Annotated in this window: 19 protein-coding genes and 1 pseudogene; 7 read left to right on the top strand and 13 right to left on the bottom strand. The window is 67.1% G+C overall.

What is annotated here, in order from left to right:
• The 3 genes from E6J58_05030 to E6J58_05020 all read right to left on the bottom strand — a co-directional run.
• On the bottom strand, positions 1-467 hold a 467-nt coding region (locus E6J58_05030), incomplete at its 3' end, for a glycosyltransferase (protein TMB41064.1).
• 96 nt (positions 468-563) lie between these two features.
• The gene (locus tag E6J58_05025; GenBank protein TMB41063.1) at positions 564-1,808 is read right to left on the bottom strand and encodes a glycosyltransferase; all 1,245 of its coding nucleotides are present in this window, start codon (positions 1,806-1,808) and stop codon (positions 564-566) included.
• 96 nt (positions 1,809-1,904) lie between these two features.
• Positions 1,905-2,300 (bottom strand): SRPBCC family protein, encoded by a 396-nt coding sequence (locus E6J58_05020; protein ID TMB41062.1) that lies wholly within the window; start codon positions 2,298-2,300, stop codon positions 1,905-1,907.
• Between E6J58_05020 and E6J58_05015 the strand changes: the two genes are divergently transcribed.
• From E6J58_05015 to E6J58_05005, 3 genes are all read left to right on the top strand, one after another.
• Positions 2,290-3,540, top strand: a complete 1,251-nt coding sequence (locus E6J58_05015; GenBank protein TMB41061.1) for a 4-alpha-glucanotransferase — start codon at positions 2,290-2,292, stop codon at positions 3,538-3,540. The genes E6J58_05020 and E6J58_05015 overlap by 11 nt on opposite strands.
• Before the next feature lie 101 nt (positions 3,541-3,641).
• Complete coding sequence (locus tag E6J58_05010; GenBank protein TMB41060.1) at positions 3,642-4,160, top strand: DUF3455 domain-containing protein; 519 nt, start codon at positions 3,642-3,644, stop codon at positions 4,158-4,160.
• A 77-nt stretch (positions 4,161-4,237) separates the two neighbouring features.
• Positions 4,238-5,869, top strand: coding sequence for a hypothetical protein (locus E6J58_05005; GenBank protein ID TMB41059.1), 1,632 nt, complete (start codon positions 4,238-4,240; stop codon positions 5,867-5,869).
• Between the two features lie 62 nt (positions 5,870-5,931).
• Here E6J58_05005 and E6J58_05000 read toward each other — a convergent pair whose 3' ends face one another.
• The 4 genes from E6J58_05000 to E6J58_04985 form a co-directional block, all read right to left on the bottom strand.
• Positions 5,932-6,153, bottom strand: coding sequence for a hypothetical protein (locus E6J58_05000; protein TMB41058.1), 222 nt, complete (start codon positions 6,151-6,153; stop codon positions 5,932-5,934).
• A 111-nt stretch (positions 6,154-6,264) separates the two neighbouring features.
• Entirely contained in the window at positions 6,265-6,930 is a 666-nt protein-coding gene (locus E6J58_04995) for a hypothetical protein (GenBank protein TMB41057.1), read from the bottom strand.
• Positions 6,931-6,944: 14 nt separating this feature from the next.
• The gene (locus E6J58_04990; protein TMB41056.1) at positions 6,945-7,619 is read right to left on the bottom strand and encodes a hypothetical protein; all 675 of its coding nucleotides are present in this window, start codon (positions 7,617-7,619) and stop codon (positions 6,945-6,947) included.
• Positions 7,620-7,973: 354 nt separating this feature from the next.
• Positions 7,974-8,477 carry a DUF2846 domain-containing protein gene (locus E6J58_04985; protein ID TMB41055.1) on the bottom strand — a complete coding sequence of 168 codons (504 nt, stop codon included), beginning with the start codon at positions 8,475-8,477 and terminating at the stop codon, positions 7,974-7,976.
• 94 nt (positions 8,478-8,571) lie between these two features.
• Here E6J58_04985 and E6J58_04980 point away from each other — a divergent pair, with 94 nt between their 5' ends.
• Positions 8,572-8,826, top strand: a complete 255-nt coding sequence (locus E6J58_04980) for a hypothetical protein (GenBank protein TMB41054.1) — start codon at positions 8,572-8,574, stop codon at positions 8,824-8,826.
• A gap of 2,335 nt (positions 8,827-11,161) precedes the next feature.
• Here the strand turns inward: E6J58_04980 and cobA are convergent.
• From cobA to nirB, 5 genes and pseudogenes are all read right to left on the bottom strand, one after another.
• Positions 11,162-12,651 (bottom strand): annotated as a pseudogene (gene cobA, locus E6J58_04975) (uroporphyrinogen-III C-methyltransferase).
• Entirely contained in the window at positions 12,648-13,475 is an 828-nt protein-coding gene (locus E6J58_04970) for a uroporphyrinogen-III synthase (protein TMB41053.1), read from the bottom strand. Before E6J58_04970 ends, cobA begins: the two are co-directional and overlap by 4 nt.
• 7 nt (positions 13,476-13,482) lie before the next feature.
• Complete coding sequence (locus E6J58_04965; protein TMB41052.1) at positions 13,483-14,313, bottom strand: formate/nitrite transporter family protein; 831 nt, start codon at positions 14,311-14,313, stop codon at positions 13,483-13,485.
• A 19-nt stretch (positions 14,314-14,332) separates the two neighbouring features.
• The gene (gene nirD / locus E6J58_04960) at positions 14,333-14,713 is read right to left on the bottom strand and encodes a nitrite reductase small subunit NirD (GenBank protein TMB41051.1); all 381 of its coding nucleotides are present in this window, start codon (positions 14,711-14,713) and stop codon (positions 14,333-14,335) included.
• A complete protein-coding gene (gene nirB, locus E6J58_04955) occupies positions 14,710-17,250 on the bottom strand; it encodes a nitrite reductase large subunit (GenBank protein ID TMB41050.1) in 2,541 nt (846 codons plus the stop codon). The genes nirD and nirB overlap by 4 nt, the downstream gene beginning before the upstream one ends.
• Before the next feature lie 358 nt (positions 17,251-17,608).
• On the opposite strand from nirB, the gene E6J58_04950 reads away from it, so the two are divergent.
• From E6J58_04950 to E6J58_04940, 3 genes are read left to right on the top strand one after another with little or no spacing between them, the layout of a single operon-like run.
• Positions 17,609-19,201 (top strand): porin, encoded by a 1,593-nt coding sequence (locus E6J58_04950; GenBank protein TMB41049.1) that lies wholly within the window; start codon positions 17,609-17,611, stop codon positions 19,199-19,201.
• A gap of 42 nt (positions 19,202-19,243) precedes the next feature.
• Positions 19,244-21,064: an FAD-dependent oxidoreductase gene (locus E6J58_04945; protein TMB41048.1), complete on the top strand. Its 1,821-nt coding sequence runs from the start codon at positions 19,244-19,246 to the stop codon at positions 21,062-21,064.
• Positions 20,979-22,439 (top strand): amino acid permease, encoded by a 1,461-nt coding sequence (locus tag E6J58_04940; GenBank protein TMB41047.1) that lies wholly within the window; start codon positions 20,979-20,981, stop codon positions 22,437-22,439. The genes E6J58_04945 and E6J58_04940 overlap by 86 nt, the downstream gene beginning before the upstream one ends.
• Before the next feature lie 104 nt (positions 22,440-22,543).
• Here E6J58_04940 and E6J58_04935 read toward each other — a convergent pair whose 3' ends face one another.
• Entirely contained in the window at positions 22,544-23,788 is a 1,245-nt protein-coding gene (locus E6J58_04935; protein TMB41046.1) for a TIGR03118 family protein, read from the bottom strand.
• Between the last annotated feature and the right edge of the window lie 22 nt (positions 23,789-23,810).

Here is a 23,810-nt window from a genome sequence, read left to right as displayed (position 1 = left end):
CGCTGCGTCTGGCGTCCCTGAATCGCGAGCAGCTCGCGGTAATCGCGCTCCACCGCTTCGCCGATCTTTTCCACCGTGAAGGGTTCCACCGTTCGGGCGCCCTGGCGCGCCAGCTGGTCCGCGAGGCGGCGATCGCGCCAGAGCCGCACCAGGGCGCGTGCAAACTCGGCCGGTCCTTCGGCAAGGATCAGATCGACTCCGTCCGAATGAGGCAGGCCCTCGGCGGCGATGCGGCTGGCGACCACGGGAGCTCCGGCCGCCCAGGCCTCGAGGATTTTGATGCGGGTCCCCGAGCCGACGCGCAGCGGGATCGCGGTGGCAAAGGCGCGGTCGAGATACAGCCTGACAGAAGCGACGTCGCCCTCGATGGCCACGTCGTTCGAGGCGAGCGCCCGCGAGCACACTGCCCTTCTCGTTCTCGTGTCGCCGGGCCACGACGGTGAGTCTGAACGCCTTGTCGAGCGCACGCAGGACGCTCAAAGCGCGGAGAGCGCCGCCGGTGTCGGCCACAAGCGGCACGGCTGGCAACAAGTAGAGGATGCTCGGCTGGTCGGGACGCACGGTCAGTTGGCGAGGCCTGCAAAGAGATTTTCCAGAGCGCCGGTCATGATCGCGGTCGTGTATCGCTGCCGGTAACGTTCTTGCGCGGCGCGCCCCAGGCGGGAAGCAGTTTCCGGCTCGCGAAGGAGGCGAAGCAGGGCTTGCGCCAACGCCGCCCCGTCGCGCGGCGGCACGATCAGTCCCGTCTGCTCGTGGTCGACCATCGTCGGGATGCCGCCGACAGGCGTGACCACCGAGGGGATACCGAGCGACATCGCCTCCATGATGGCCTGCGGGAGGGAATCGAGCTCGGTCGGGTGGGCGTGAATGTCGATGACCTTCCACGCGTCGCCGTTGTTTCCCGGATAGCCGCAAATGAAGACGCGACCGTCGACCCCGAGGCGTTTCGCTTGCCGGCGCAAATCGTCCGCGTACGACGATCCGCCGCGCGGGTACCCGAGAAGCAGGAAGGCGACGTGGGGTTCCTCGGCGAGGACGCGACTCGCGGCTTCGAGGAGCACGTCCTGCCCTTTGGTTGGCAACAACGTCGCAATCTGGCCGATGACGCGGACGTGCGGGTCCGCCGGCAGGCCGAGCACTTCGCGCATCTCCGCGCGCGATCGCGCGCTCGACGGCGGCTCTATGCCATTCGGTATGACCCTGACCTCCGCTTCGGGGCGCCCCATGAACGACTTTACCGCCTGCGCACAAGCCTGGGAATCGGTGACGACCGCATCGGCACCGCGCAGCACCGCCGGGTGTACGCGGCGCCACAGCCAGAGCGGGTCCCATTGCTCGACCTGATATGTGGTGATGGCCACCGGAACGCGCATCAACGCGCCGCAGATCGTTCCCACCAGGCTGCCCGAGCCGAGGTGCGCATCGATGACGTCGATCTCGTGCTCCCGGAGATAGCGACAGAACCGGGCAACCGATCGGGTGAGCATCAGGCTGCGATTCAGTGCCATCATCGGGCGCGCATCGCGGCCCAGGTTTGGGTAGCCTTCTCCCAGGTCCGCGACCGGGATGCCGGAGCGGGCGTACAGAGCGCGCATCGTTCCGTTGCGCGAGTCGAAGTCGCGGTCCGGACGCTTCACGCAGACCACGCGATGATCGAAGTCCTTCGCATTTACCGTCCGCGAGAACGCAAGGAGCCGGCTCTCGTCGCCGCCAAAGAGCAATTCATTGATGAGCGAAACGACGCGGATTCGCCGCTTCATGATCTCACTCTCGCCACAGAGTGCCCCCGCGTCGCCTGATCTCGTCATCCTCGCCGTCCACTGCAAGCGAGTGAATCCGATTGCCTAATCCTCGCGTCGGCCCATCGGCGCGATGCGGCGAATGATTTCGAACACAATCCGGCTTCAGCGAGGGCGTTCGAGCTTGCGCCGGATGGCCGCAGCGCCCGCTTCGACGAGGGCGGAGATCGCCGGCACAATCTCGTCGGGGAGCACGTCGGTGACCCAGACGAACCGCGTGCGTGCGCCGTCGGCGTACACCTGCATCGACGCGTTGTGATGCGTGGCGCGGCCACCGCGCGCCGTCCAGCAAAGGCGGCGCGTTTCGTCGTTCAGCTCGACGAGCAACTCGCGAACGACCAGCCCGTTGGCAAACGTCACGACGCGCGCGCCCGGTTCGAGCCGCGAGTCCACCAGCACGCCCGGAACGAGCTTCTCGTGCGGCGCGCCGAAATCGCGCACGGCCGACCAGACGTCCTCCGGCCGCGCGTCGAGCAGCAGTTCTTTCCGGATGCAAGCCATCCAGCGACTCTATTCCGGATCGTCGCGTGGCGCTTGCGTTCTCGCGCGGGCGGGTCATGAGTACTCTGCGATGAAGGCTGCGCCCGGGGGAGATCTGGCTCTGGTGGGCGGGACCATCCATCCCGGCCCTGGCGACCAGGTCGTCCGCGACGGCACGGTGCTGGTGCGAGACGGCGTCATCGAGTCGGTCGGTCATCCTCCGGTTCCATCCGCTGTACAGCGGATCGACTGCTCGGGCTGCGCCGTCACCGCCGGCCTCTGGAACAGCCACGTTCATTTCTTCGAGCGGATGTGGGCGGGGGCGGAAGCGATCCCTCCAACGGAGCTGGACCGGCAGCTCCGGGACGCCTTCACCGCGTACGGGTTCACCAGCGTGTTCGACACCGGTTCGATGTGGGCGAACACGCGGTGCATCCGGGATCGCATCGAGTCCGGGGAGGTGCCGGGACCGCGGATTCGCTCGACCGGCGAAGGCCTGCTCCCGGCCGGCGGCCTGCCGCCGGACATCGTCCTCGCCATGATGGGCGTCATGAAATTCCCGGCCCCGGAGATCGCGGACGCCGCGCAGGCCACCGCTGCCGCGCGAAAGCTTCTCGAGGATGGCGTGGATGCCATCAAGCTGTTCGTGTCTACACCGCGCAGCGGCTCCCTTCCGGAGAACGCCATCCGCGCGGCGGTCGACGCCGCCCACGATACGGGCAGACCCGCGTTCGTCCACCCGAACAGCGCCGCCGACGTGCTCGCCGCACTGCGCGCCGGAGTCGACGTCATCGCGCACACGACGCCGGATTCCGGCGCATGGGATTCGCCGATGCTCGCCGCCATCGCGGAACGGCGGGCGGCGTTGACGCCGACGCTCGCGCTGTGGAGGCAGTTCGCTCGTCACGACCGTGTCTCGGCGCGCGAACGCATCGCCGTCATTGCAGCGGGGCAGGTGCGGGCGTGGATCGGGGCCGGCGGCACAGTCCTCTTCGGAACTGACCTGGGCGCGGTCGATCCAGACCCGTCACCGGAATATGCGTCGATGGCTGAAGCGGGAATGACCTTCACCCAGATCCTGGCCTCGCTGACGACCGCGCCGGCGGAGCGGTTTGGGGTATCGCAACGCCTCGGCCGGATCGCGCCCGGCCTCCGTGCCGACATTGCCATCTTCGAAGGCGACCCCTCGCGGGACATCCGCGCCCTGGCCAAGGCGCGCTATACAGTGCGTGCGGGGAAGGTCATTCATCGGACTCACTAGTCCGCAAGCTGATCCGGGCGCGCATTGCGGAGATGGCGGAATAGTTTCGCAGGTTCGCTTCATCTCCAATGCGTAGGGCCGCAGGCAACTCTGGAGGAAAAATGCCTCGATTCGGATCTGCCATCGCGCTCGTGCTCGCTTCTTGCGCCTCCACTCCGCGGTCGCAGCCAACGGCCGTTCCGCAAAATCTCCGTGTTCCAGACGGCCAGTCGCTCCTCCTGCGCGCGGCGGCGCGCGGCGCCCAGATCTACGCGTGCAGGGTGAAGGCAGCGGATCCGGCGGCATTCGAGTGGGCGCTCAAGGCGCCCGAAGCGGAGCTGTTCGATCAGAGTGGCGCCAGGATCGGCCGACACTACGCGGGCCCTACCTGGGAAAGCGCCGATGGAAGTCGCGTCGTCGGCGAAGTGATGCAGCGGTCGGCGGTGCCGGGCGCGGTGCCGTGGTTGCTCCTGCGCGCGAAGTCGAGCGAAGGCAGCGGCATGCTTTCGGGCGTGAAGTACATCCAGCGCCTCGACACCGTCGGTGGGGTCGCGCCATCCGGGGGCTGCGATGCGGCACATGAAGGCACGGAGGCGCGCGTGGATTATTCGGCGAACTATGACTTCTACGGCGCGCGCTGATCCTTCATCCGGGTGCGCATGGACCTGTTCCGCGCATCGTGACAGAATCGCCGCCCTTCCAAATCCAGGGGGAAGCCATGCAGTCTTTCCGTGGCACTCACGCTCTCGCGGTGGCCCTTGCGCTCGCGCCCGGATGGGCACTCGCCCAACACGAGCACGATCACGCGCACCCCGCGCCGGAGAAGTTCGGGCAGGTCCGGTTTCCCACGTCGTGTGACGCCAAGGTTCAGCCGGTGTTCGAGCGCGGGCTGGCGCTGTTGCACTCCTTCGCTTACGTCAAGGCCGCGAAGACCTTCGAGGAGGTTTCGGCGAAGGATCCCGGTTGCGGGATGGCGCAGTGGGGGCTCGCGATGACCTATTTCCACACCATCTGGGGGCCGCCCACGGACGACGAATTCTCTGCCGGACGAGCGGCAGCGCAGAAGGCGGCGGCCGTGGGAGCGCCGAGCGCGCGTGAGCGCGACTACATCGCCGCGATCGGCTCCTACTACGAGGGCGATGGAGTGCCGCACCCGTCGCGCGTCGTAGCCTACGACAAGGCCATGGCCGGCGTGGCGCAGCGCAGCCCCGGCGACCACGAGGCGGCGATCTTCCACGCGCTCGCGATTCTCGGGGTCGCCTACAACTCGCCGCCCGACAAGACGTACGCGAGACAGAGGGAGGCGGCAAAGATCCTCAATGGCCTGCTGACCGTCGAGCCGGATCATCCGGGGATCGCCCACTATATGATCCACTCCTTCGACTACCCCGAGCTCGCCGAGCTGGCGCTGCCGGCGGCGCGCGCCTATGCGAGGATCGCACCCTCGGCCCCGCACGCGCAGCACATGCCGTCGCACATCTTTACGCGCCTGGGAATGTGGAAGGAGTCGATCGACTCGAACATCACGTCGGCGCAGACGGCGCAGAGGTGGATCTCCAAGACCCACGCCGGGGCGACGGCATTCGACGCGCTGCACGCCATGGACTACCTCGAGTACGCGTACCTGCAGACGGGCCAGGATGCGAAGGCGCGAGAAGTGGCCGACAACGTCGCCAAGGTGACGAGCTTCGACATCGCGCAGTTCGCCGCTGGCTACGCCCTCGCTGCGGTGCCAGCCCGACACGCGCTCGAGCGCCGCGCCTGGAGCGAGGCGGCAGCGGTGACCGCAAAGCCGGCGACGTTCCCATGGGCGAAGTATCCCTATGCCAAGGCGATCGTTCATTTCGCGCGCGCAGTTGGGGCGGCGCGGGCGGGCGACGCGAACGCGGCGCGGTCGGACGTCGCGACGCTGACCGAGATCCAGGCCTCGCTCAAGGGCCAGAAAGGTTTCGACTGGGCCACCCAGGTCGAAATCCAGCGGCGCGCAGCGGCGGGATGGCTGGCGCGGGCCGAGAAGAAGGACGCGGAAGCGCTGGCCCTCATGCGATCGGCCGCCGACCTGGAGGACTCGACCGACAAGCACCCCGTTACACCCGGATCGATTCTTCCGGCGCGCGAGCAGCTCGCCGACCTGCTCGCCGAGGTTGGGCAGCCGGCGGCCGCGCTCGCCGAGTACGAGGCCTCGCTCCGTGCGGCGCCGGGACGTCTCAACAGCTATGACGGCGCGGCGCGGGCGGCGGAACGCGCCGGGAAGAAACAGGAGGCGAAGGCCTTCCGCGATCGGTTGGTGGCGCTGTGCGGTGGGTCGGTGCCCGATCGCCTCACGCCGGCGAAGACAGCTGCGCAATAGCTCGCACAAAAAAAGGGCGGCGCACGATGCGGCCGCCCTGCGTCGGACCATTTACATGCTCGTCAGAAGTTGGAGCCACTCCGCCCGGTGCTCTCGCCCCGGTTCTTGTTCGCTCCCGATTGCCATACCGGAAGCACGTCGCGTTCCTCGACGCCCTGCTCGCGCAGATACTCGAAGAAATCCCGCACCGGAATCCGCGTATTGGTGTCGACGAGGCTGATCTGGTGGTTGTTCTTGTCGAACTTGATGTTCTGCAGTCCGCGGTTGGTGTCGCCTGTCGCCATGAGGGTTCTCCTTGATTGAGAGGGTTTGGCCGCGACGCGGGCGGCACCCTAGTGAAAGGCGAAGTGGTTGCAAGAGACGTTCAAGCCCTAGCTTGGACGCGCGTGGCCCGATTACCGCCGGTGACTGCCGCTCGCTGCGATGCGGGTGCGGGCGGGGAACGAGCGGCCGCGAGTGGGTGCGCCAAACGACCGGCTAGTTCGTCCGCTGACGTATCCGCCACCGACGGGGCGGGTTGAGCGATATCCACCGGCGTAAGATCGGCTGCCGCCGCGATAACGTCCCCAGCCATAGCCGGCACGATACAGGCCGCGATACCAGCCGAAGTGAGACGGCCCCCACGCTCCGAAGTAGGGATAGGCGCCCCAACCCCACAGCCACGGCGCCGCAACCCACGACCAGCCCACGCCCACGCAGTAGACGTATTGATACGGCGAAGACGCGCCGTAGGTTCCCTCGTCGACGTACTGCTGGCCGTAAGGCATCCAGACCCAGCCGTACTGGTTCGTGTAGACCCATTGGCCCGTCTGCTGCGGCGCCGCGGTCGCCGGCGGCGAAGCGGGTGCGGGCTGCTGCAGGATGCCCACCTGATCGCTGTCCGATGCAGGCGACGGCGGGGCGGCAGGAGGCGCGGGGGGCTGCATGCCCGGCTCCGCGTCCGGCGGCTGCGCCATCTTCACGTCTTGCGAATCAGGAGGAGGCGGCGGCCCTTCGGACTGCGCAGACGCGATCGCCGGAAAGAGCAACAGGGAGAGGATGAGAACGGAGAGCTTCCGCATGATGGGCCTTTGTCTCAGTGCAGATACCAAAGCAGGTTGAGCCGGACGCCGTAGATGCTGGAGACATCATCGGGGGTGCCCGGCGGGTTGGGAATCTGGTGCCAGGTGACGAAGAATTCCGGACTGATCGCAAACCAGGGCGTGATGCGCGCGTCGTACGATAGGCCCCCGGCAAGCGCGAAGCCGGTGGGACTCGATGCGCGATCGGCGTAGCCCGTGTCGTACGTGATCCCGCCGAATCCAGCGCCGAAGTTCACGTTGAGGCCGTTGCCGGCGCGGTCGCCGGCGAGCACGGTCTGCCCGCGCAGGGTCCAGGTCCACGAGCCCACGCTGTTGCCGTAGTAGGTGCTGCCGACGTCCGTGTTGAAGTCCATGAACATCTGGAAGCGGTCGGAGAACCCGTAGCCGATCCGGAAGTCCACGTCGGCGGCACCAAGGCGCGAGGGTCCTTCATTGGAGAGATAGAGAGAGCCGCCGCCCAGACCGAAGGACAGCAGCAGTCCCTGGCGCGCCTGCGGCTCATAACCGCGGTCGTAGCCGGGTGAATAGCCATGGCGCATCAGGTCGGGCTGCGATTCCGATCGAGCGAGCATCGACCCGTCGAGCGCCGGCCCGTCGGCGGCGCGGGCTGCGAACGGCAGCGCGGCCAGCACTGCGACGGCAGTGGAGGCGACTTTGGTCGTGGTCACGCGAATTCGACGCAACCCACGCAGCGCCCATTCACGGACGCAACCCGCTGAAATGAACCGTCATGTTTCAGGCGCGCCGCCACGCCTCCGGACGTCTGATGCGTGTGCGGCGCGAGATGATCATCGTGCCGCCTGCAATCGCTGTTCAAAGGGGCAACCATGCGTACCGCTTTGCTGCTCATCGCTGCATCGATCCTCGGAATGGCCTGTGCCCATGAGGGCGACGTGCAGGGGAGGCGGTACGAAGGCAGCGCGGGAGACGCGGAGCACGACGGCGACCATCACCGCGACGAAGATCGCCGCGACCGCGATGGCGACCATCGCTGAAGGAAAGGCAAACCGTGGGGCCGATCTTCAGTTCAGAGGCGCTTCCGCCATCTCGCACTCCGCGACTCCGGCGCGGCCGGTCTGCTCGTCCACGAGCTCGAGGCGGTTTACGGCGGACAAGAGGCCCGTCCCGACATCTTGCCTGACGAATACGTTGCGTCCGGATGCCGCGGTGAACTCGATCACCGACTCGTTGTCCGCCTTGCCGATCAGCTTGTGCTTGCCAGGCGTGATGCTCAGCCAGTGGAATGTCTTCGCGGCGGTTTCTCCGAGAGGTGCTCCATCAAGCTCGAGGCTCATCTTGACCGCGCCGCCGTTGGACCCGTTCCGGAACACGTAGAGGGCGGCCTTGCCCTTCGAGGGCCTGGCGAACTCCTTCGCCGCATAGTCGCGCTCGGGACCTGCCATCTCGACGCTGGCGCAGCCAGCGAGCATGGCGAGAACGGCTGCGGCCGAGGCTCGACGACCAAACATCATTCCGTCACCTTCGCTGTGGAGGCCGCGAGATGGCGGCCGGACAGAGCGTGCCATGGTGCCCGGGCCTCGTCAGGTTTTCGCCTGTTGCGGGCGACAGCGCGAGGTGTCTGAACGACACGCGCCGTAGTCGTTGGGTTAGAGTCTGCCGATGAGGTTCGGGAGCATGGCGCTCGCTCTCGTCGCGGCATGCGCGGTTCCGCAGGCTCGTGGGGCGTTTCGCATCTCCGCGACGCACTACGAGTCGATGACCGGCGTGAAGGTCGGCAGCGGCGCAGACGCCATGACCTGCAGTCGGGATACCATCACGGGAAGCCACATCCTGCGCTGGTATTGCCAGTACGAGGCGAAGGGTCCCCAGTACCAGCTTCAAGCCCCCATTCGACTCGACCTGCGCGTTCGGTAGATCCGAACGGGGGCCTCGCTTCCTGCCAGCGCGGCTACCGAAGCACCGGGGATTCAGTGATCACTGGCGGTGCTGGCACAACTGCGTTGCGCTTTGCTAGGCTGCGCGCGCTGAAACCGGCGAACGAGGGACACGCAGATCCCCGTCCCTCGCCATCGACATCTCGATCGCGCAACACAAGGGGGGCATATGAGGACCAGCGTTCGATCCATCACCGTACTGTTCGCCGTCGGGGCGAGCTTCGCTGGCCTGATCGCGCCAGCCGCGGCCGACTCGGACGAGCCGAAATTCCGTTTGCTCAAGGAACACCACCAAGAGGGCAACCACGACTTCGCCATCACCACGCTCTCGACCCGAAACGACGTTGTCACCGGGGGTGACGTCCTGGTGCGCGTCGATGTCGCTCCCTCCATCGCGCTCGGCAATGTCCGCGTCGATCTCAACGGCACCGCCGCCACGTCCGTCTTCCAGCAAGTCCCTGGCAGTCACGCCCTGATGGGGCTCGTCACCGGTCTCGTGAACGGCGACAACGTCCTCGCCGCGAGTGAGCAGGGAAAGAAAGGCAAAGGCCCCTCCGGACGCCTCACGGTGACGAACTTCCCCATCACCGGGCCCATCTTCTCCGGCCCGCACGAGACGCCCTTCTTCTGCACTACCACGACGTTCATCCTGCCGACGACGGGCGGGAATCTGGGCGATCCGATCGACAGGTACTGTTCGATCGTGACGCGGATCGATTACGTGTACCGCTCGACCACGCCGCTGCCCAACCAGGCCTTCAAGCCGCTTTCGGTCAACGGCGTGCTGCCAGCCACGCCGCCCTCCGACATCGCGCTGCTCCCCAACAGCACCGTCAGGTTCATCGTCCGCGTCGAGACCGGGACGGTGAACCGCGGCATCTATCAGATCGCCATCAACCACGATCCGTACCGCGAGCCCGCGCCGGATCCCTTCCACCGGCCCGCAGGCTGGACCGGCAAGCTGATCTATCAACACGGCGCTGGCTGCCAAGCCGGATGGTACACGCAGGGCACCACCACCGGAGGAGTGCTCGACGTCAACCTTCTCGGCCGCGGTTATGCGCGCGCGTCGAACAGCCTCAACGTCTTCAACCAGAACTGCAGCGATCTTCTGGCTTCCGAGACGACGGTGATGACCAAGGAGCGGTTCGTCGAGCACTACGGCGTGCCGACCTTCACGCTCGGCACCGGCACCTCCGGCGGCTCGTACCAGAGCCATCAGACCGCGGAGAACTATCCGGGAATCTTCGACGGCATTCTCGTCCAGCTCGCCTTCCCGGACGTCGTCACGGTCACCGCCTACACGGTCGGCGACGCGCGGTTGCTCGACCTCTATTTCAACCAGGCGCCGGGATTCTTCACCCAGGAGCAGCAGCGGCTGGTCTCCGGCTTCGGCCAGTTCGGGAGCATCGCGACGCTCAGCAACAGTGGGACGTCCGCGCGGCGGCTCGATCCGCGCGGCGACTTCAAGACCGAGGTGCCCTTGAGCGCCCGGTACGATCCCGTGACCAACCCGAACGGCGCACGCGGCGACATCTACGATCACACGGTGAACGTATACGGCAGGGATCCGGAGACCGGATTCGCGCGACGGCCGCTCGACAACGTCGGAGTCCAGTACGGGCTGAAGGTCCTCAACGACAACAAGATCACCAAGGAGCAGTTCCTCGATCTCAACGAGCGGATCGGGGGCTTCGACATCGACCTCAATCCCATCCCCGAACGCCACGTCGGCGACCGCCGAGCCATCATCACCGGGCGGGAATCGGGGCGCGTCCTGCAGGGCATGTTCGGGTTGGCGGAAACACCCATCGTCGACGTCCGCGCGTACAACGACGCCATCCCCAATGGCGACATCCACCAGATCGTCAACAACTTCACGACCCGCGCGCGGCTCGTGCGGAGCAACGGCCACCACGACAACCACATCATCCTCATCGGCGGTCGCTTCGGGTTCACCACGGACAGCCCTGATCTCGGCGTGGCGTGGGATCAGCTGGACCGCTGGGTGACGGCGATCCAGGCCGACACCTCCGGCGCACCGAAATCCGTCAAGGTCGTGAGGAACAAACCGGCCGACCTCGAGGACGCGTGCTGGGGCCCAGGCTCTCCATCAACGCCGGATGGCCACCACTATTACCCGGGGCCACAGGAATACCAGGGCACGGGTCCGTGCTACACGCTCTATCCCCGATTCGCTACGCCCCGGATGGTAGCGGGTTCGCCGCTGGTGCAGGACATCATGACCTGCCACCTGAAGCCCATCGATCCTGCCGACTACACCGTCACGTTCACGGCCGCGGAGCTCGCCCGGCTCAATGCGATCTTCCCGAGCGGCGTCTGCGACTGGTCGAAGCGGACAGGCGACTACCGCCCGACGAAAGGGACGTGGGCGTCATTCGGTCCGGCGGGGGCAAAAGACGACGGCGAGGACGACTGACGGGTTGTGGAGCCGGCGGCTGGCTCGCGCGCGGGTAGCTGACCTGCCCAATGGCGAGCGCCTCGAGCTGCTCGGCGACCGCAACCGTCGCGCCGATCACGAGCAGCCCGGGTAAATCGGAATACATCTCGGGCAGCTCGCAAGCGCCTAACGTGGCCAGCGTCCCACGCCAGGAACGCGCCTCGGCAGTCGAGGCGGAGAGCAGCACCGCGGCGCGCGTCTGCGGATTCCACCCTCGGGAGAGCAAGAGCGCGACGATGGCGGCGCGGGTCGCGATGCCCATCAGCACCACGACGGTCGCCGCTCCCGGTGCAAGCGATCCCAACGCCGGCGCGAAGGCCGTCTCGGCGTGACCCGAAACGACCAGGAATGCGGAGACGGTACCGCGATGAGTGACGGGAATGCCGGCGAGTGCTGGCCCCGCCACTGCCGCGGATACGCCGGGAACGACCTCGCAAGGAACGCCGGCCGCGGCCAGCGCCAGCGCTTCTTCGCCACCGCGGCCGAATACGAATGGGTCGCCGCTCTTGAGGCGGACCACGCGTTCGCCGCGCAGCGCACGGCGAATCATGATTCGCTCGATCGTCTCCTGTGAAATGGAATGCCGCCCGGCGCGCTTGCCGACATAGGCCCAGCGCGCATGCGCGGCGTGGCGCAGTGTCGCCGGGTCGACCAGCGCGTCGTAGAGAACCAGATCGGCCGCCTGAAGGCGCGCCACCGCACGGACCGTGAGCAACTCCGGATCTCCCGGCCCTGCGCCGACCAGCGACACCAACCCCGGACTTCTCATGGCAAGCCCTTCGTCGCGTACATTTCATCGAGGGCGCGCAAGAGGAGCGGCCGGCGCGCGGCGATCGGCACCCCGTCCGCTCGCCAACGCGCGCGCAATCGCTCTGCAGCCACGGTCCACTCGCCGAGATCCTCCGGCAGCAAGCCCTCGAGCGCCTCGCGCAAGAGACCCGCCAAGGCGGGCGCGCACCCGCCGGTCGAGACTGCCACGGTCACTCCGCCCTTGCGCACCACGCCGCCCAGCCAGGCGCTGGCCGCGTCCGCGTCGTCGACCGCGTTGACGAAGATCTGCCGCGTCTCCGCTGCCTGTGCGACTTCCCGGTTCACTTGGGGCGTAGCCGCCGCCACCACGAACCAGCAGCCATTCAGATCGGACGTCTCGAAGGGCCGCCGCAAGAGCGTTACGCGAGGCCGCTCGAGGTCGGTACCGATCCGCGGCGCCACTACGGTGACCCGGGCGCCGGCTTCGAGGAGTCCGGTCAGCTTGCCCGCTGCCACGCCTCCGCCGCCGACGAGCAGCACGGGGCGATTCGCGAGTTTCAAGAACGCTGGATATGCGACTACCGATTCCGTCACTGGGGACTTCCTTCGGCGAGACGCCCGACCAGCGCTCTGATCATGGCGGCCATCTTTGGAGACTCGGGCATGACCTGTGGCGGAATGCCCAGCTCCTTGAGCACCCGCGCGCACGTTGGACCGACGGCGGCGACGAGGACGCGCGACCGCAGAGCAGCGAGCAGGCCCTCCTTGCGACCAACATCACCCGCGACCGCCATCAGATTCCGCGCCTGGATCTGCGTGGTGAATGCGGCGGCAGCGAACGCTCCTCCTTCCAGCTCCTCGATGACGCGGGCCAGCGGCCCCGTGTCCTCTGGCAGCTCCCACTCGTAGAGCATCAGTTCGAAGAGTCGCGCCCCGCGAGACACGAGCGCGACGACGAGTGGTGGGTTCTTCTCGCCGTAGTGGGTGAGCACCACCATCCGTCTCCGGACGTCCACCTGCGCCAGAGCGTCGATGAATTCCTCCGTCGTATACGGAGAGCGCGCCCGGATCGAAGCTGTGATGCCTTCCTTGTGCAGCGCCGCGACCGGCTTGGGCCCGCGGCACACCGCGAGACCGCGCAGGATGGCATCGCGCAGTTCCGCCTCCCGTCCCAGCGCGCGCGCTTCGCCAAACAGAGCGGAAGCTCCCACTCCGGTGGAAAAGACGAATACCGGGGACGGCTCGGCCCGTACCCGGTCGAGCACCGCGGCCATCTCGCGTCCCGCGGAGCGGCGATGCTCGCGCACCGCCGGAACGCAGACCGGCACGCCTCCGCAGCGACGCACGAGCGCGGAGATCTCCTCGGCGAGCCGGGACTCGAAGAGCGCGATGCGCTGTCCGTTCAGCTTCTGCGGCATGCCGCGGCTAACCCGCCACCGCGGCGCGGGCTTCCTCCTCCACCGGCCGGACGGCCAACATCCGCCGCTCCCCCTGCGCTACGTACCAGTACGGCAGCCCGATCAGCAGCGCTCCGCCGACGATGTTCCCGAGAGTCACCACGCCCAGGTTCCTGGCGAAGCCCACCCAGGACACGAGATTGGGGTCGTGCGGCAGGAAGAGCCCGATGGCGAGCAGCGTCATGTTCGCCACGCTGTGCTCGAAGCCGGCGCCGATGAAGGCGAAGAGGCACCAGAAGATCAGCACCAGCCGCGCCGTTTCGTCCTTGGTGCGAAGCCCCATCCAGACCGCGAGGCACACCAGCGCGTTACAGAGGACGCCGCGGAAGAAGAGCTCCACCGCGGGCGCAGCCATCTTCGCCGCCACTACGCCGAGCACGAACTCCTTCGCGGGCGCCTTGCTCAGCACACCGGAAACGGCAACCGCCAGGGCGAGCAGCATCGACCCCGCCAAGTTCCCGATGAAGCTTGCCGCCCACACCTTGCCGAGCGCCCCCGGCGCGACGGTGCGCGACAGCGCTCCCACCGTCATCACCAGGTTGTTGCCGGTGAACAGCTCCGACCCGGCGAAGATGACCAGGGTCAGCGCAACTCCGAACGACGCGCCCATCACCGCCTTCGTCGCTCCCGAGCCGGCCGCCTGCAACGGTGCCCCGATGGCGAAGATGAGCACGATGCCCAGTCCTACGTACGCGCCGGCGAGCGCGGAGAGGATCAGGTACTGCCGTGGGCCGTGGCGAAGAAGGCTCGCCTTGGCCCGCGCTGCCGCTGCGATCCCTGCGATGGTTTCGTGCTCCACACGTTCCTCCTCGAAGCCGTCAGCGCGTTCCGATCCGGCGCGGCTCGCGGTAGACGAGAATCCGCCCCTGCTCGACACGGACGTCGTAAGTGGGGACGCGCACCTGTGCGTCGTCGAGGCATTCGCCGGTGCGCAGATCGAAGCTCTGCTTGTAGATCGGCGAGGCAATCTTCGGGACACCGGCCCGGTCCCCGACGATCCCGCGCGAGAGGACGAACGCCTTGCTGAAGGGGTCGAAGTTGCCGATCGCGTAGAGGGCGTCGGGGGAAGCGGTCCTCACCAGCGCCACCTGCTGGCGGGCGACCATCGCGCACACACCGGTTCCCGGAAGGACGTCGTCGAGGGGGCAGACGTCCTCCCACGCCTCGCACTCGCGAGCCACGCGAGCGGCCGCGTTCATCCGAGCTCCTGCTGCAGGAGGTGCGACTTCTCCGCCCACGTCGCAGGCCGGTGCTGCGCGCGGGAACGGATGGAGACTAGACTCGGATCCGGTGCCGGCGAGTTCACGAAGGTGCGGAACCGGGCCAGCTTCGCCGGATCCTCCACGGTGCTCTTCCACTCGCATTGGTAGGTGGCGACGATGTGCGCCATCTCCGCTTCCAGCTCCGCGCAGATGCCGAGCGAATCCTCGATCAGCACCTTGCGCAGGTACTCGATTCCACCTTCGAGGTTGTTGAACCAGCCCGCCGTCCGCTGCAGCCGGTCGGCGGTGCGGACGTAGAACATGAGGAAGCGATCCAGGTACCGGATGACCTGGTCTTCGTCGAGATCCGTGGCGAAGAGCTGGGCGTGCTGCGGCTTCATGCCGCCGTTGCCGCAGAGATACAGGTTGTAGCCTTTCTCGGTGGCGATGACGCCGAAGTCCTTGCCCTGCGCCTCGGCGCACTCGCGCGCGCAGCCGGATACGGCGGACTTCAGCTTGTGCGGCGCTCGCAGGCCCTTGTACCGGTTCTCCAGGCGGATGGCCATCGAGACGGAGTCCTGCACCCCGAAGCGGCACCAGGTGTTGCCCACGCACGACTTCACCGTGCGCAGCGCTTTTCCGTAGGCATGCCCGGACTCGAAGCCGGCGGCGATCAGATCGCGCCAGATGTCCGGCAGCTGCTCGAGGCGCGCACCGAAGAGATCCACGCGCTGCGCGCCGGTGATCTTCGAGTAGAGCCCGAATTTTTTCGCGGCGCGGCCTAGGGCGATCAGCTGATCGGGAGTGATCTCGCCGCCCGGAACGCGAGGCACGACGGAGTAGGTTCCGTCCCGCTGGATGTTGGCGAGGAAGCGGTCATTGGTGTCTTGCAGCGGAAGACGCTTGTTGTCGAGCACGTGCTCGTTCCAGGTCGAGGCGAGGATCGACGCGATGGCGGGCTTGCAGATCTCGCATCCGTTGCCTCGCCCGTGCTTCGCGATCAGCTCGTCGAAGTCGCGAATCCGATGCAGCCGGACGAGGTGGTAGAGCTCCTGCCGCGAGCGAGGGAAATGCTCGCAGAGATGATTCGAAAGCGCCTTGCCGGCCTTCTTCATCTCGGCGCCGAGGATCTCCCCAAGCAGCGGCGTGCAGGAGCCGCAGCCAGTGCCGGCCCGGGTTGCCGACTTGACCGCTCCCACCGAACCGAGCTGCTGCTCGCAGATGGCACGGCAGATGATCCCCTTGGGCACGTTCTGGCAAGTGCAGATGGTGGCGGCATCGGGCAACGCATCGACACCGAGCCCTGCCAGTCTGGCACCGGAAGGCTGCGGCAGGATGAGCTGCTCGGGATGCGCCGGCAAAGGGACCTGGTTCTGCGTCAGCTGCAGCAGCTGGCCGTAGGACGAGGCGTCGCCCACCAGGACGCCGCCCAGGAGGCGCTGCCGATCGGCGCTCACCACCAGCTTCTTGTAGATGCCGGCCACCGAGTCGGTGAAGGAGAGGACGCGGCTGCCCGGCCGCGTCGCGTGAGCGTCGCCGAAGCTCCCGACATCCACGCCGAGGAGCTTGAGCTTGGTGCTCATGTCGAAGGTGCCGAGCCTTTCCTCCCCGCCCGTCAGCGTCGAGACCGCTGTGCGGGCCATCTGGTAGCCCGGCCCCACCAGGCCGTACGTGCGGCCCCGGTAGTAGGCGCACTCGCCGATGGCGAGGATGTCGGGATCCGAAGTGCAGCAGCGATCGTCGATGACCACTCCTCCGCGCTCGCCGATCGAAAGGCCGCATTCGCGCGCGATCTCGTCTCGCGCACGAATGCCCGCGGAGAACACCACCATGTCCGCAGCCAGCGCGCCACCGTCGGCGAAGCGGATCTCCGCAACGCGTCCTTCGAGCGAAACGATCTCCGTCGTGTGCTTGCCGGTGTGCACCGAGACCCCGAGCGACTCGATCTTCGCGCGCAGGATCTGCCCGCCGCCCTCGTCCACCTGCATGGCCATCAGCCGCGGCGCGAACTCGACCACGTGCGTCTCGAGACCCATGTGGTTGAGCGCGTTGGCTGCCTCGAGACCGAGGAGTCCGCCACCGATCACCACTCCGACGCGGGCCTGCGCCGCGTAGGCGCGGATCGCCTCCAGATCGTCGATGGTGCGGTAGACGAAGCAGCCTTGCGTCTCGCGCCCCTGTATGGGCGGAACCAGCGGTGAAGAGCCCGTCGCCAGCACCAGCTTGTCGTAGGGTACGGCCCTCCCGCGCTCGGAGGTCACCGCCTTGCCTTCGCGGTCGATGGCTGCGGCGCGGTCGGCCCGGTGGACGGTGATCCCCGCGTCGTCGTACAGGCCGGGCTCGACGAGCGAAAGGTCCGCCGCAGTCTTTCCGCTGAAGAAGCTGGAGAGATTCACTCGGTCGTACGCGAACCGTGGCTCCTCGCAGAAGGTGACAACCTGCCAATCATCGCGATGCCTGTCCTCGAGCAGCAGCTCGAGAAACTTGTGCCCCACCATCCCGTTGCCGATCACGACGAGACTCTTCTTCGTCATCGGCACCATCCGCCCCAGACCCGCATCCGCATGAACGACGGATCGGAGCAAGCGCGATGCCAGCGCTGACGCAGCGCGTTCGCACTCGAAGAAGAGGGTTCGCGGCATGCATGCCGCGCGACATTCCTGTCGTTTCTTTCCCGGATACCTTCGGTTTCGTTGGACCCCGCGCGCCTTTTCGAGGGCTCCGGTTCCTCTGTGGAACCGCGCGCCAATCGAAGCGGGCGGGGCGGGAGGCGACAAGGATGTGTGATTCCCGGCGCGAGCCGACGAATACGGAGGAGCCGTGGTGGCTCTGCCTCGTGGCGGCTCCGCCGTCCATCGGACCGACGACAGGTCCCTGCAAACGAAATCGATAATGTTCGCGCCACCAATGATTCGATGGCGCCCAGCCGGTCGTCGTTCCGACGCTGGTCCAACTGACAGGAATACCCCCGATCCCTGTAATGGCCGCGTTGCGCCCATGCAGGTGCGCGCCTGCCGTAACGCAAGGGGGAAACCAATGCGTCGTTTTGCAATCGTGACCTTCTCTCTGCTTTGTCCGTTCGCGGTCGCGAGCCTTGCTTTGGCGCAGCCGGCGAATGAGCCGCAGAATCCCACGCCCACGGGTGAGGCCGTCCCTTCCGACGTGAAGCAGCCACCTCCGCCGCACAAGCCGTTCGACTTCACCGTCTACGGGCGGGTCAACGTCTCCTACGACATCGGGAACCAGGAACTGACCACGGCGCCGTGCATCACCGCCGCCTCTCCCTGCACGCCGCCCGCGGGCAACTTGCGCTGGCTTCACGACCTCTCCAGCAACCTCTCTCGCTTCGGCGTCAGGGGTTATCACGACCTGGTTGGCAGGGATTTCCAGGCGGTCTTCCAGCTCGAGGCACAGGTGGACGTGACCGCAACCCCTGGCAGCAAGCCGAACGGGAGCAACGACACCATCAATCCCGCCAACACCGCCGTGACGGGCGCGCTCGCCTCGCGAAACAGCTTCGTCGGCGTCAGCACACCGTTCGGCGCGCTGAAGCTCGGCAAGAACGACACTCCGTACAAATCCGTGACCGCGGACTTCGACTTCCTCGCCGACACGCCAGGCGACTACAACAGCATCATGGGGAATACCGGCGGCGACAACCGCACCGAGTTCGATGCACGCCTGCCGCACGCCGTCTGGTACGAGTCCCCGGACCTGATGGGATTCCGCCTCAACGCGATCTGGTCGCCCGGCCAGAACCGCTTCGAGGACAACATCGGGTACGCCATCGGCGAGAACGCCTGCTCCGGCGGCAACGCGGGGCCCTGCAACGACGGCGCCTTCGGCGATGCGTACGGCTTCTCCGCCGAGTGGCACGGGTTCGGCCTCAAGCTGATCCTCGCCCACGAGATGCACAAGACAACGAACCGGACCGGAGACGCGGGCCAAACCACGCCTGCCGGGACGTCGGTCGTCGGCACCGCCAACGAATACGCCTGGAAGTTCGGCGCGAAATACACGTTCGAGCCGACCGGAACGACGGTTGCCGGCATTTTCGAGGAGATGCGCCGAAACGACGCTTCCGCCTTCAACGAGCGCCAGCGTGACGGGTACTACCTGTCCGCCCTGCAGAAGGTGGGCCCGAACGACGACGTGATGGGCGGATGGGCGCATGCCGCCAACACGCCCGGGGATCCGGGCGCGGGCCCCGTGGACAACACCGCCGATATGCTCACGGTCGGCGTCCGGCACTGGTTCAACCCGAAGACGACGATCATCCTGAGCTACGCCCACATGAGAAACAGCTCCGCGGCGCACTTCGCGCTTGGACCGGGCGGGCACGGCGTGACGTGGGACTGCAAGGACGGCAGCGGCCCGTCGACGGCGAGCGCGGGTCCCGGGATCGGCCTGATCGGCAACGGGACCGGCTGCTTCACGGGAACGAGCCCGCAGGCCTTCTCGTTGGGAATGACATACGACTTCTGACTCCCAACCAAGTGTGTAGCCCTCCCGTGACATAGTGCCGCGATGCCCGGCACCTCCGGCTCAGGCGGCGTGACACGGGCGCTGGTTGCGACGCTCTTCGCTGCAGGCTGCGCCACGAGCCGCCCTGCTCCTCAGCCCGAAGCCGCCCCCCTCTGTCGCTGCGCGCCGGGACAGCCATGCTGGCCGACGCGGGACGATTGGCAGAAATTCGGAGCGAGCCTCCGCGGCAAGCTCGAGCAACCCCAGTCGCCGTTCGCGCCGTGCAGGAGCGACGCGGCTGGCGAGGCCTGCGCCACGGCCATCCGCAATTCGACGAACCCGTTCTATCTCCAGGATCAGCCGGGCGGCACGGAGTCCACCGGCTGGCTCGGCGCGTGGACCGCCGCCTCCAGCGCTTATGCAGTCGTCGCGAAAGATGCGTCGGACGTCGTCGCGGCGGTGAAATTCGCCCGGCGATCTCGACTGCGCCTGGTGATCAAGGGGACGGGACACGACTACCTCGGGCGCTCCAACGCGCCCGATTCGTTGCTGGTGTGGACGCACCAGATGCGCAAGGTCGACGTCCGCGACGCGTTCATCCCCCAGGGTTGCGGAGCGGCGGAGCCCGCACCGGCGGTGACTCTCGAAGCGGGGACGCGCTGGCTCGAGGCGTACCAGGAGGTGACCGTCAAGCACGGCCGTTACGTCCAGGGAGGCGGCTGCACCACGGTCGGAGCCGCTGGCGGATTCATGCAAGGCGGCGGGTTCGGAAGCTGGTCGAAGAAATATGGAATCGCTGCGGCGAGCATGCTCGAGGCGGAAGTGGTCACCGCCGACGGCAGGGTGCTGGTCGCAAACGGTTGCCAGAACCAGGATCTCTTCTGGGCTCTGCGCGGCGGGGGCGGCGGTACGTTTGGAGTCGTCACGCGGGTGACGCTGCGAACGCATCCGCTCCCGGACTACTTCGGCGCAATCGACGGCAGCATCGTCGCGAAGACCGATGCCGCCTTCAAGGATCTGCTCGAGCACTTTCTCCTCTTCTACCGCGAGGAGTTGAGCAACGAGCATTGGGGCGAGCAGGTGAAGGTCCGGCGGAGCAACTCGCTCGATCTCTCGCTCGTGTTCGAGGGCATGAGCGCGAAGCAAGCGGGCGAGGTGTGGCGCCCGTTTCGCGAATGGGTCGATGCGAATCGCGACACCCTGACGATGAAGGCCGAGCTCGTCGAGATGCCGGGCAATCGGATGTGGGACGCCGCATATCTCAAGAACATTCCGGGCGCCATCGAGACGGATCCTCGGCCCGATCAACCTCCTGACCGCTTCTGGTGGTGGGCCGGCGATGGCGGGCAGGTATCGGCGTACTGGTACGCCTATCAATCGCGCTGGGTTCCGCTCGATCTGTTCGAGCCCGCGAACGCATCGGGGTTTGCGGCCACGCTCTTCGATGCGTCGCGACACTGGTCAGTCGCGCTGCACTTCAACAAGGGCCAGGCCGGCGCTTCTGCGGAGGCGAGGGAGCGCGGCCGGGAAATCTCGATGAACCCTGCCGTCTTCAAGGCCGCGGCCTTGATCATCATCGCCGCGGCGGCGAACGCGTATCCAGGCGTACCGGGCCACGAGCCGGACATGACCGAAGGCGAATCCGCCAAGGCACGAGTCGGCGCCGCAATGAAGGTCATCCGCGCGGCGACGCCGGGCGCCGGCAGCTACCTCAACGAAACGGACTATTTCGAGAGCGACTGGCAGCGGGAGTTCTGGGGCGAGAATTACGCGCGGCTGTCGGAGATCAAGCGAAAGTATGATCCTGACGGTCTGTTCTTCTGCCACCATTGCGTGGGCAGCGAGGGATGGTCTGAAGACGGCTCGTGCCGATCGACGCGCTGATCGCCGTCACTCGGCACGCAATGCGATCATCGGGTCGATGCGCGAGGAGGTAATATGCGCCGGCCAGATGCCAGCCGATTCAGCCGCAGGGACAACTGCGCCATCCGACCTCGTGCGCGCGATCGGCCGCTGGAGCCTCGTCGCGCTGGTCATCAATTGCATCATCGGCAGCGGCATCTTCGGCCTTCCTTCGCTGATCGCGGGCTACCTGGGACGATGGGCGCCGCTCGGGTACATCGTCGCCGGCGCGGGAATGGCGGTGATCGTCGCCTGCTTCGCGGAAGTGGCCTCGCGGTTCACCGACGCCGGTGGACCATACCTCTACGCGCGCGCCGCGTTCGGCAGCCTCGTCGGCATCCAGACCGGATGGCTCGCATGGCTCGTCCGACTCGCAGCGAGCGCTGCCAGCGCGAACCTGTTCGTCGACTATCTCGGCGAGTTCGTGCCGCAGACGAGCTCCGGAGCGCCGCGCATCGCCCTGCTGACCGCGATCATCGGGGTACTCCTCGTCGTGAACGTGCGCGGCGTCCGCGCCGGTGCCCAGGTGAGCAACTTCTTCACCGTGGCCAAGCTGTTGCCTCTCCTCGTGCTGGTCGTCTCCGGCGGGATCTTCATCCTCACCACCGGCTGGCGGGTGGGAGGTGGCGAAACCCGCCCGGGAGGGGCCATCGAAGCCATGGTGCTCCTCGTCTTTGCGTACGGCGGCTTCGAATCGGCGATGATCCCCATGGGCGAGGCGCGCAATCCGCGACGCGACGCCCCGTTTGCGCTGTTCACCGCCCTCGCGGTCTGCTCCGTCGTCTACATGCTGATCCACCTGACGGTGATGGGCGCCCTCCCCAACCCCGCGGGCGTGCCGCGGCCTCTCGCCGCAGCGGCGCGAGTCACGATGGGGACACCCGGAGCGATCCTCGTCACCCTGGGTGCCCTCTTCTCCACGTATGGCCTGTTGTCCGCGAACATCCTGAACGTCCCGAGGCTGACGTTCGCGCTCGCCCAGAAGGGGGAATTCCCCGCCTTCTTTCGCATCGCGCACCCTCGCTTCCGCACCCCGCACGTCTCCATCGCCATCTTCGCCGTGCTGACCTGGGCGCTGTCCGTCGGCGGCGGATTTCGCTGGAACGCGGTGCTTTCGGCGGTGGCGCGCCTTTTCACTTACGCAGTGGTGTGCGCGGCGGTGCCGATGCTGAGGCGCACGCGGCCGGGAGAGGCCCGCTTTCACCTGCCGGGCGGCACGGTGTTCGCCGCGATCGGCATCGCCTTCTGTGCAGTCGTGGCCAGCCGGATGGGGAGGAGCGAGCTCGTCATCGTCCTGGTCACGGGAGCGGTAGCCACCTTGAACTGGTGGTGGAGCCGCCGCACGCCTAACGCCTGAATGTCGAGGCCGATGCCTTCGGGCACGATCCGACGGCGAGGACGGCAATGAACGTCGCGACCATCGTGTCGTAGCGAAGGCTGCGACGGTGGTCATCCACCGCTTTATTTGGGCGCCGGCGCGGGCACCAGGTTGCCGAACAGGCCGTGGCTCTCGCCGTCCGGCCCGGCGGTGAAGTACAGCGTGTTGGTCGATCCCGAGTTCGTGTTGCCGTGGCCGAACTGCAATGCCCACAACCCGTCGATTTTCAGCGGCGGTCCGGTCGCGGAATGGAGCTGGCCGAGCTGCACCGCCTCGCCCGTTCCGCGCGCGCTGGCGAGATCGAATGCGTTGATCCTGCCGTCGCCGAAGTTACCCACCAGCAGCGCGCCGCCGAAAGCGCCAAACGTGGGCGGCGCGAGCGCGAGGCCCCAAGGAGAGTTGAGGCGAGCCTTCGAAGCGACGCGGCGGATCAGCTTTCCGACGGTGTCGTATTGGTCGACGTAGCCGTGGCCAACTCCGGCGACGTCATCGTGCGCGTCGGCGTCCTGCAGGGCATACGTCACGAACACGCTCGCCCCGATCGTCTGGATGCCGAACGGCGCGTACCCTGCCGGAAGGTTGGGATCGGTGAACGCGCCCGGCACGTTCACCGCGACGAAGGCGCTGTTGAACACATCCACGGCGCCGTTGTGGAAGTCGGTGGCGTAGAGGAAGTCGCCGGCGGCGGTGCTCGCGATCGCGAGCCCCTTGTAGACGGAGCCCGCTGCGGAGTTGTTGACCGCAACGGTCGCCTGCGTCGACCCTGGGGCCGGCACGGTGGGCGCCCAGCCCGCGACCTTCCCGTCCTCCGTGGCGAAGATGAACCGGGCAGGAGCGGCCGAGGCTCCGCTGCGCACGACGAACCCCGCCCCGCCGTTGAAGACGACTCCGGTCGGAGGCCCAGGAATGGTCACGACGAGCGTGCGCCTTGCTCCAGTGGCGTCGTAGAGCGTCGACGTCAAGGTGCCATTGTTCGCGACCCACCACGGACTCGTTGCACTGGAGACCAGCCCCCAGGCGTTCACGAGATGCGGGTCGGGGGGATTGGCGGTCGTCCTCTCATCGGAGACGAGGTCGGTCTGAAGATAGTATTGCGCAGCGACGGATTGCGCGAAGAGGAGAGCACCGATCGAGATCGGCAGCCACACACGCGTTCGCATGATTTTCTCCCTGCTTCCGGGAGGCCATCTGCTTCGGCGCTCAATGCGAGCGTGCACCAAGCGGAGGATGCCGCGGGCCAAGCCCGGCGCTCGCTGGATATACCGGAGGCACGTGCTTCGCCTCCGACAAAGGTCCCGTGCGGATCCGACCCGCGTCGACCCCGCCATCTCGCTGCGCGCCGAATAACCC

It is taken from the genome of Deltaproteobacteria bacterium (assembly GCA_005879535.1).
Classification (GTDB): domain Bacteria; phylum Myxococcota; class Myxococcia; order Myxococcales; family 40CM-4-68-19; genus 40CM-4-68-19.
Note: the sequence above shows the minus strand (reverse complement) of the source record. Positions and strands in the feature narration are given on the sequence as shown.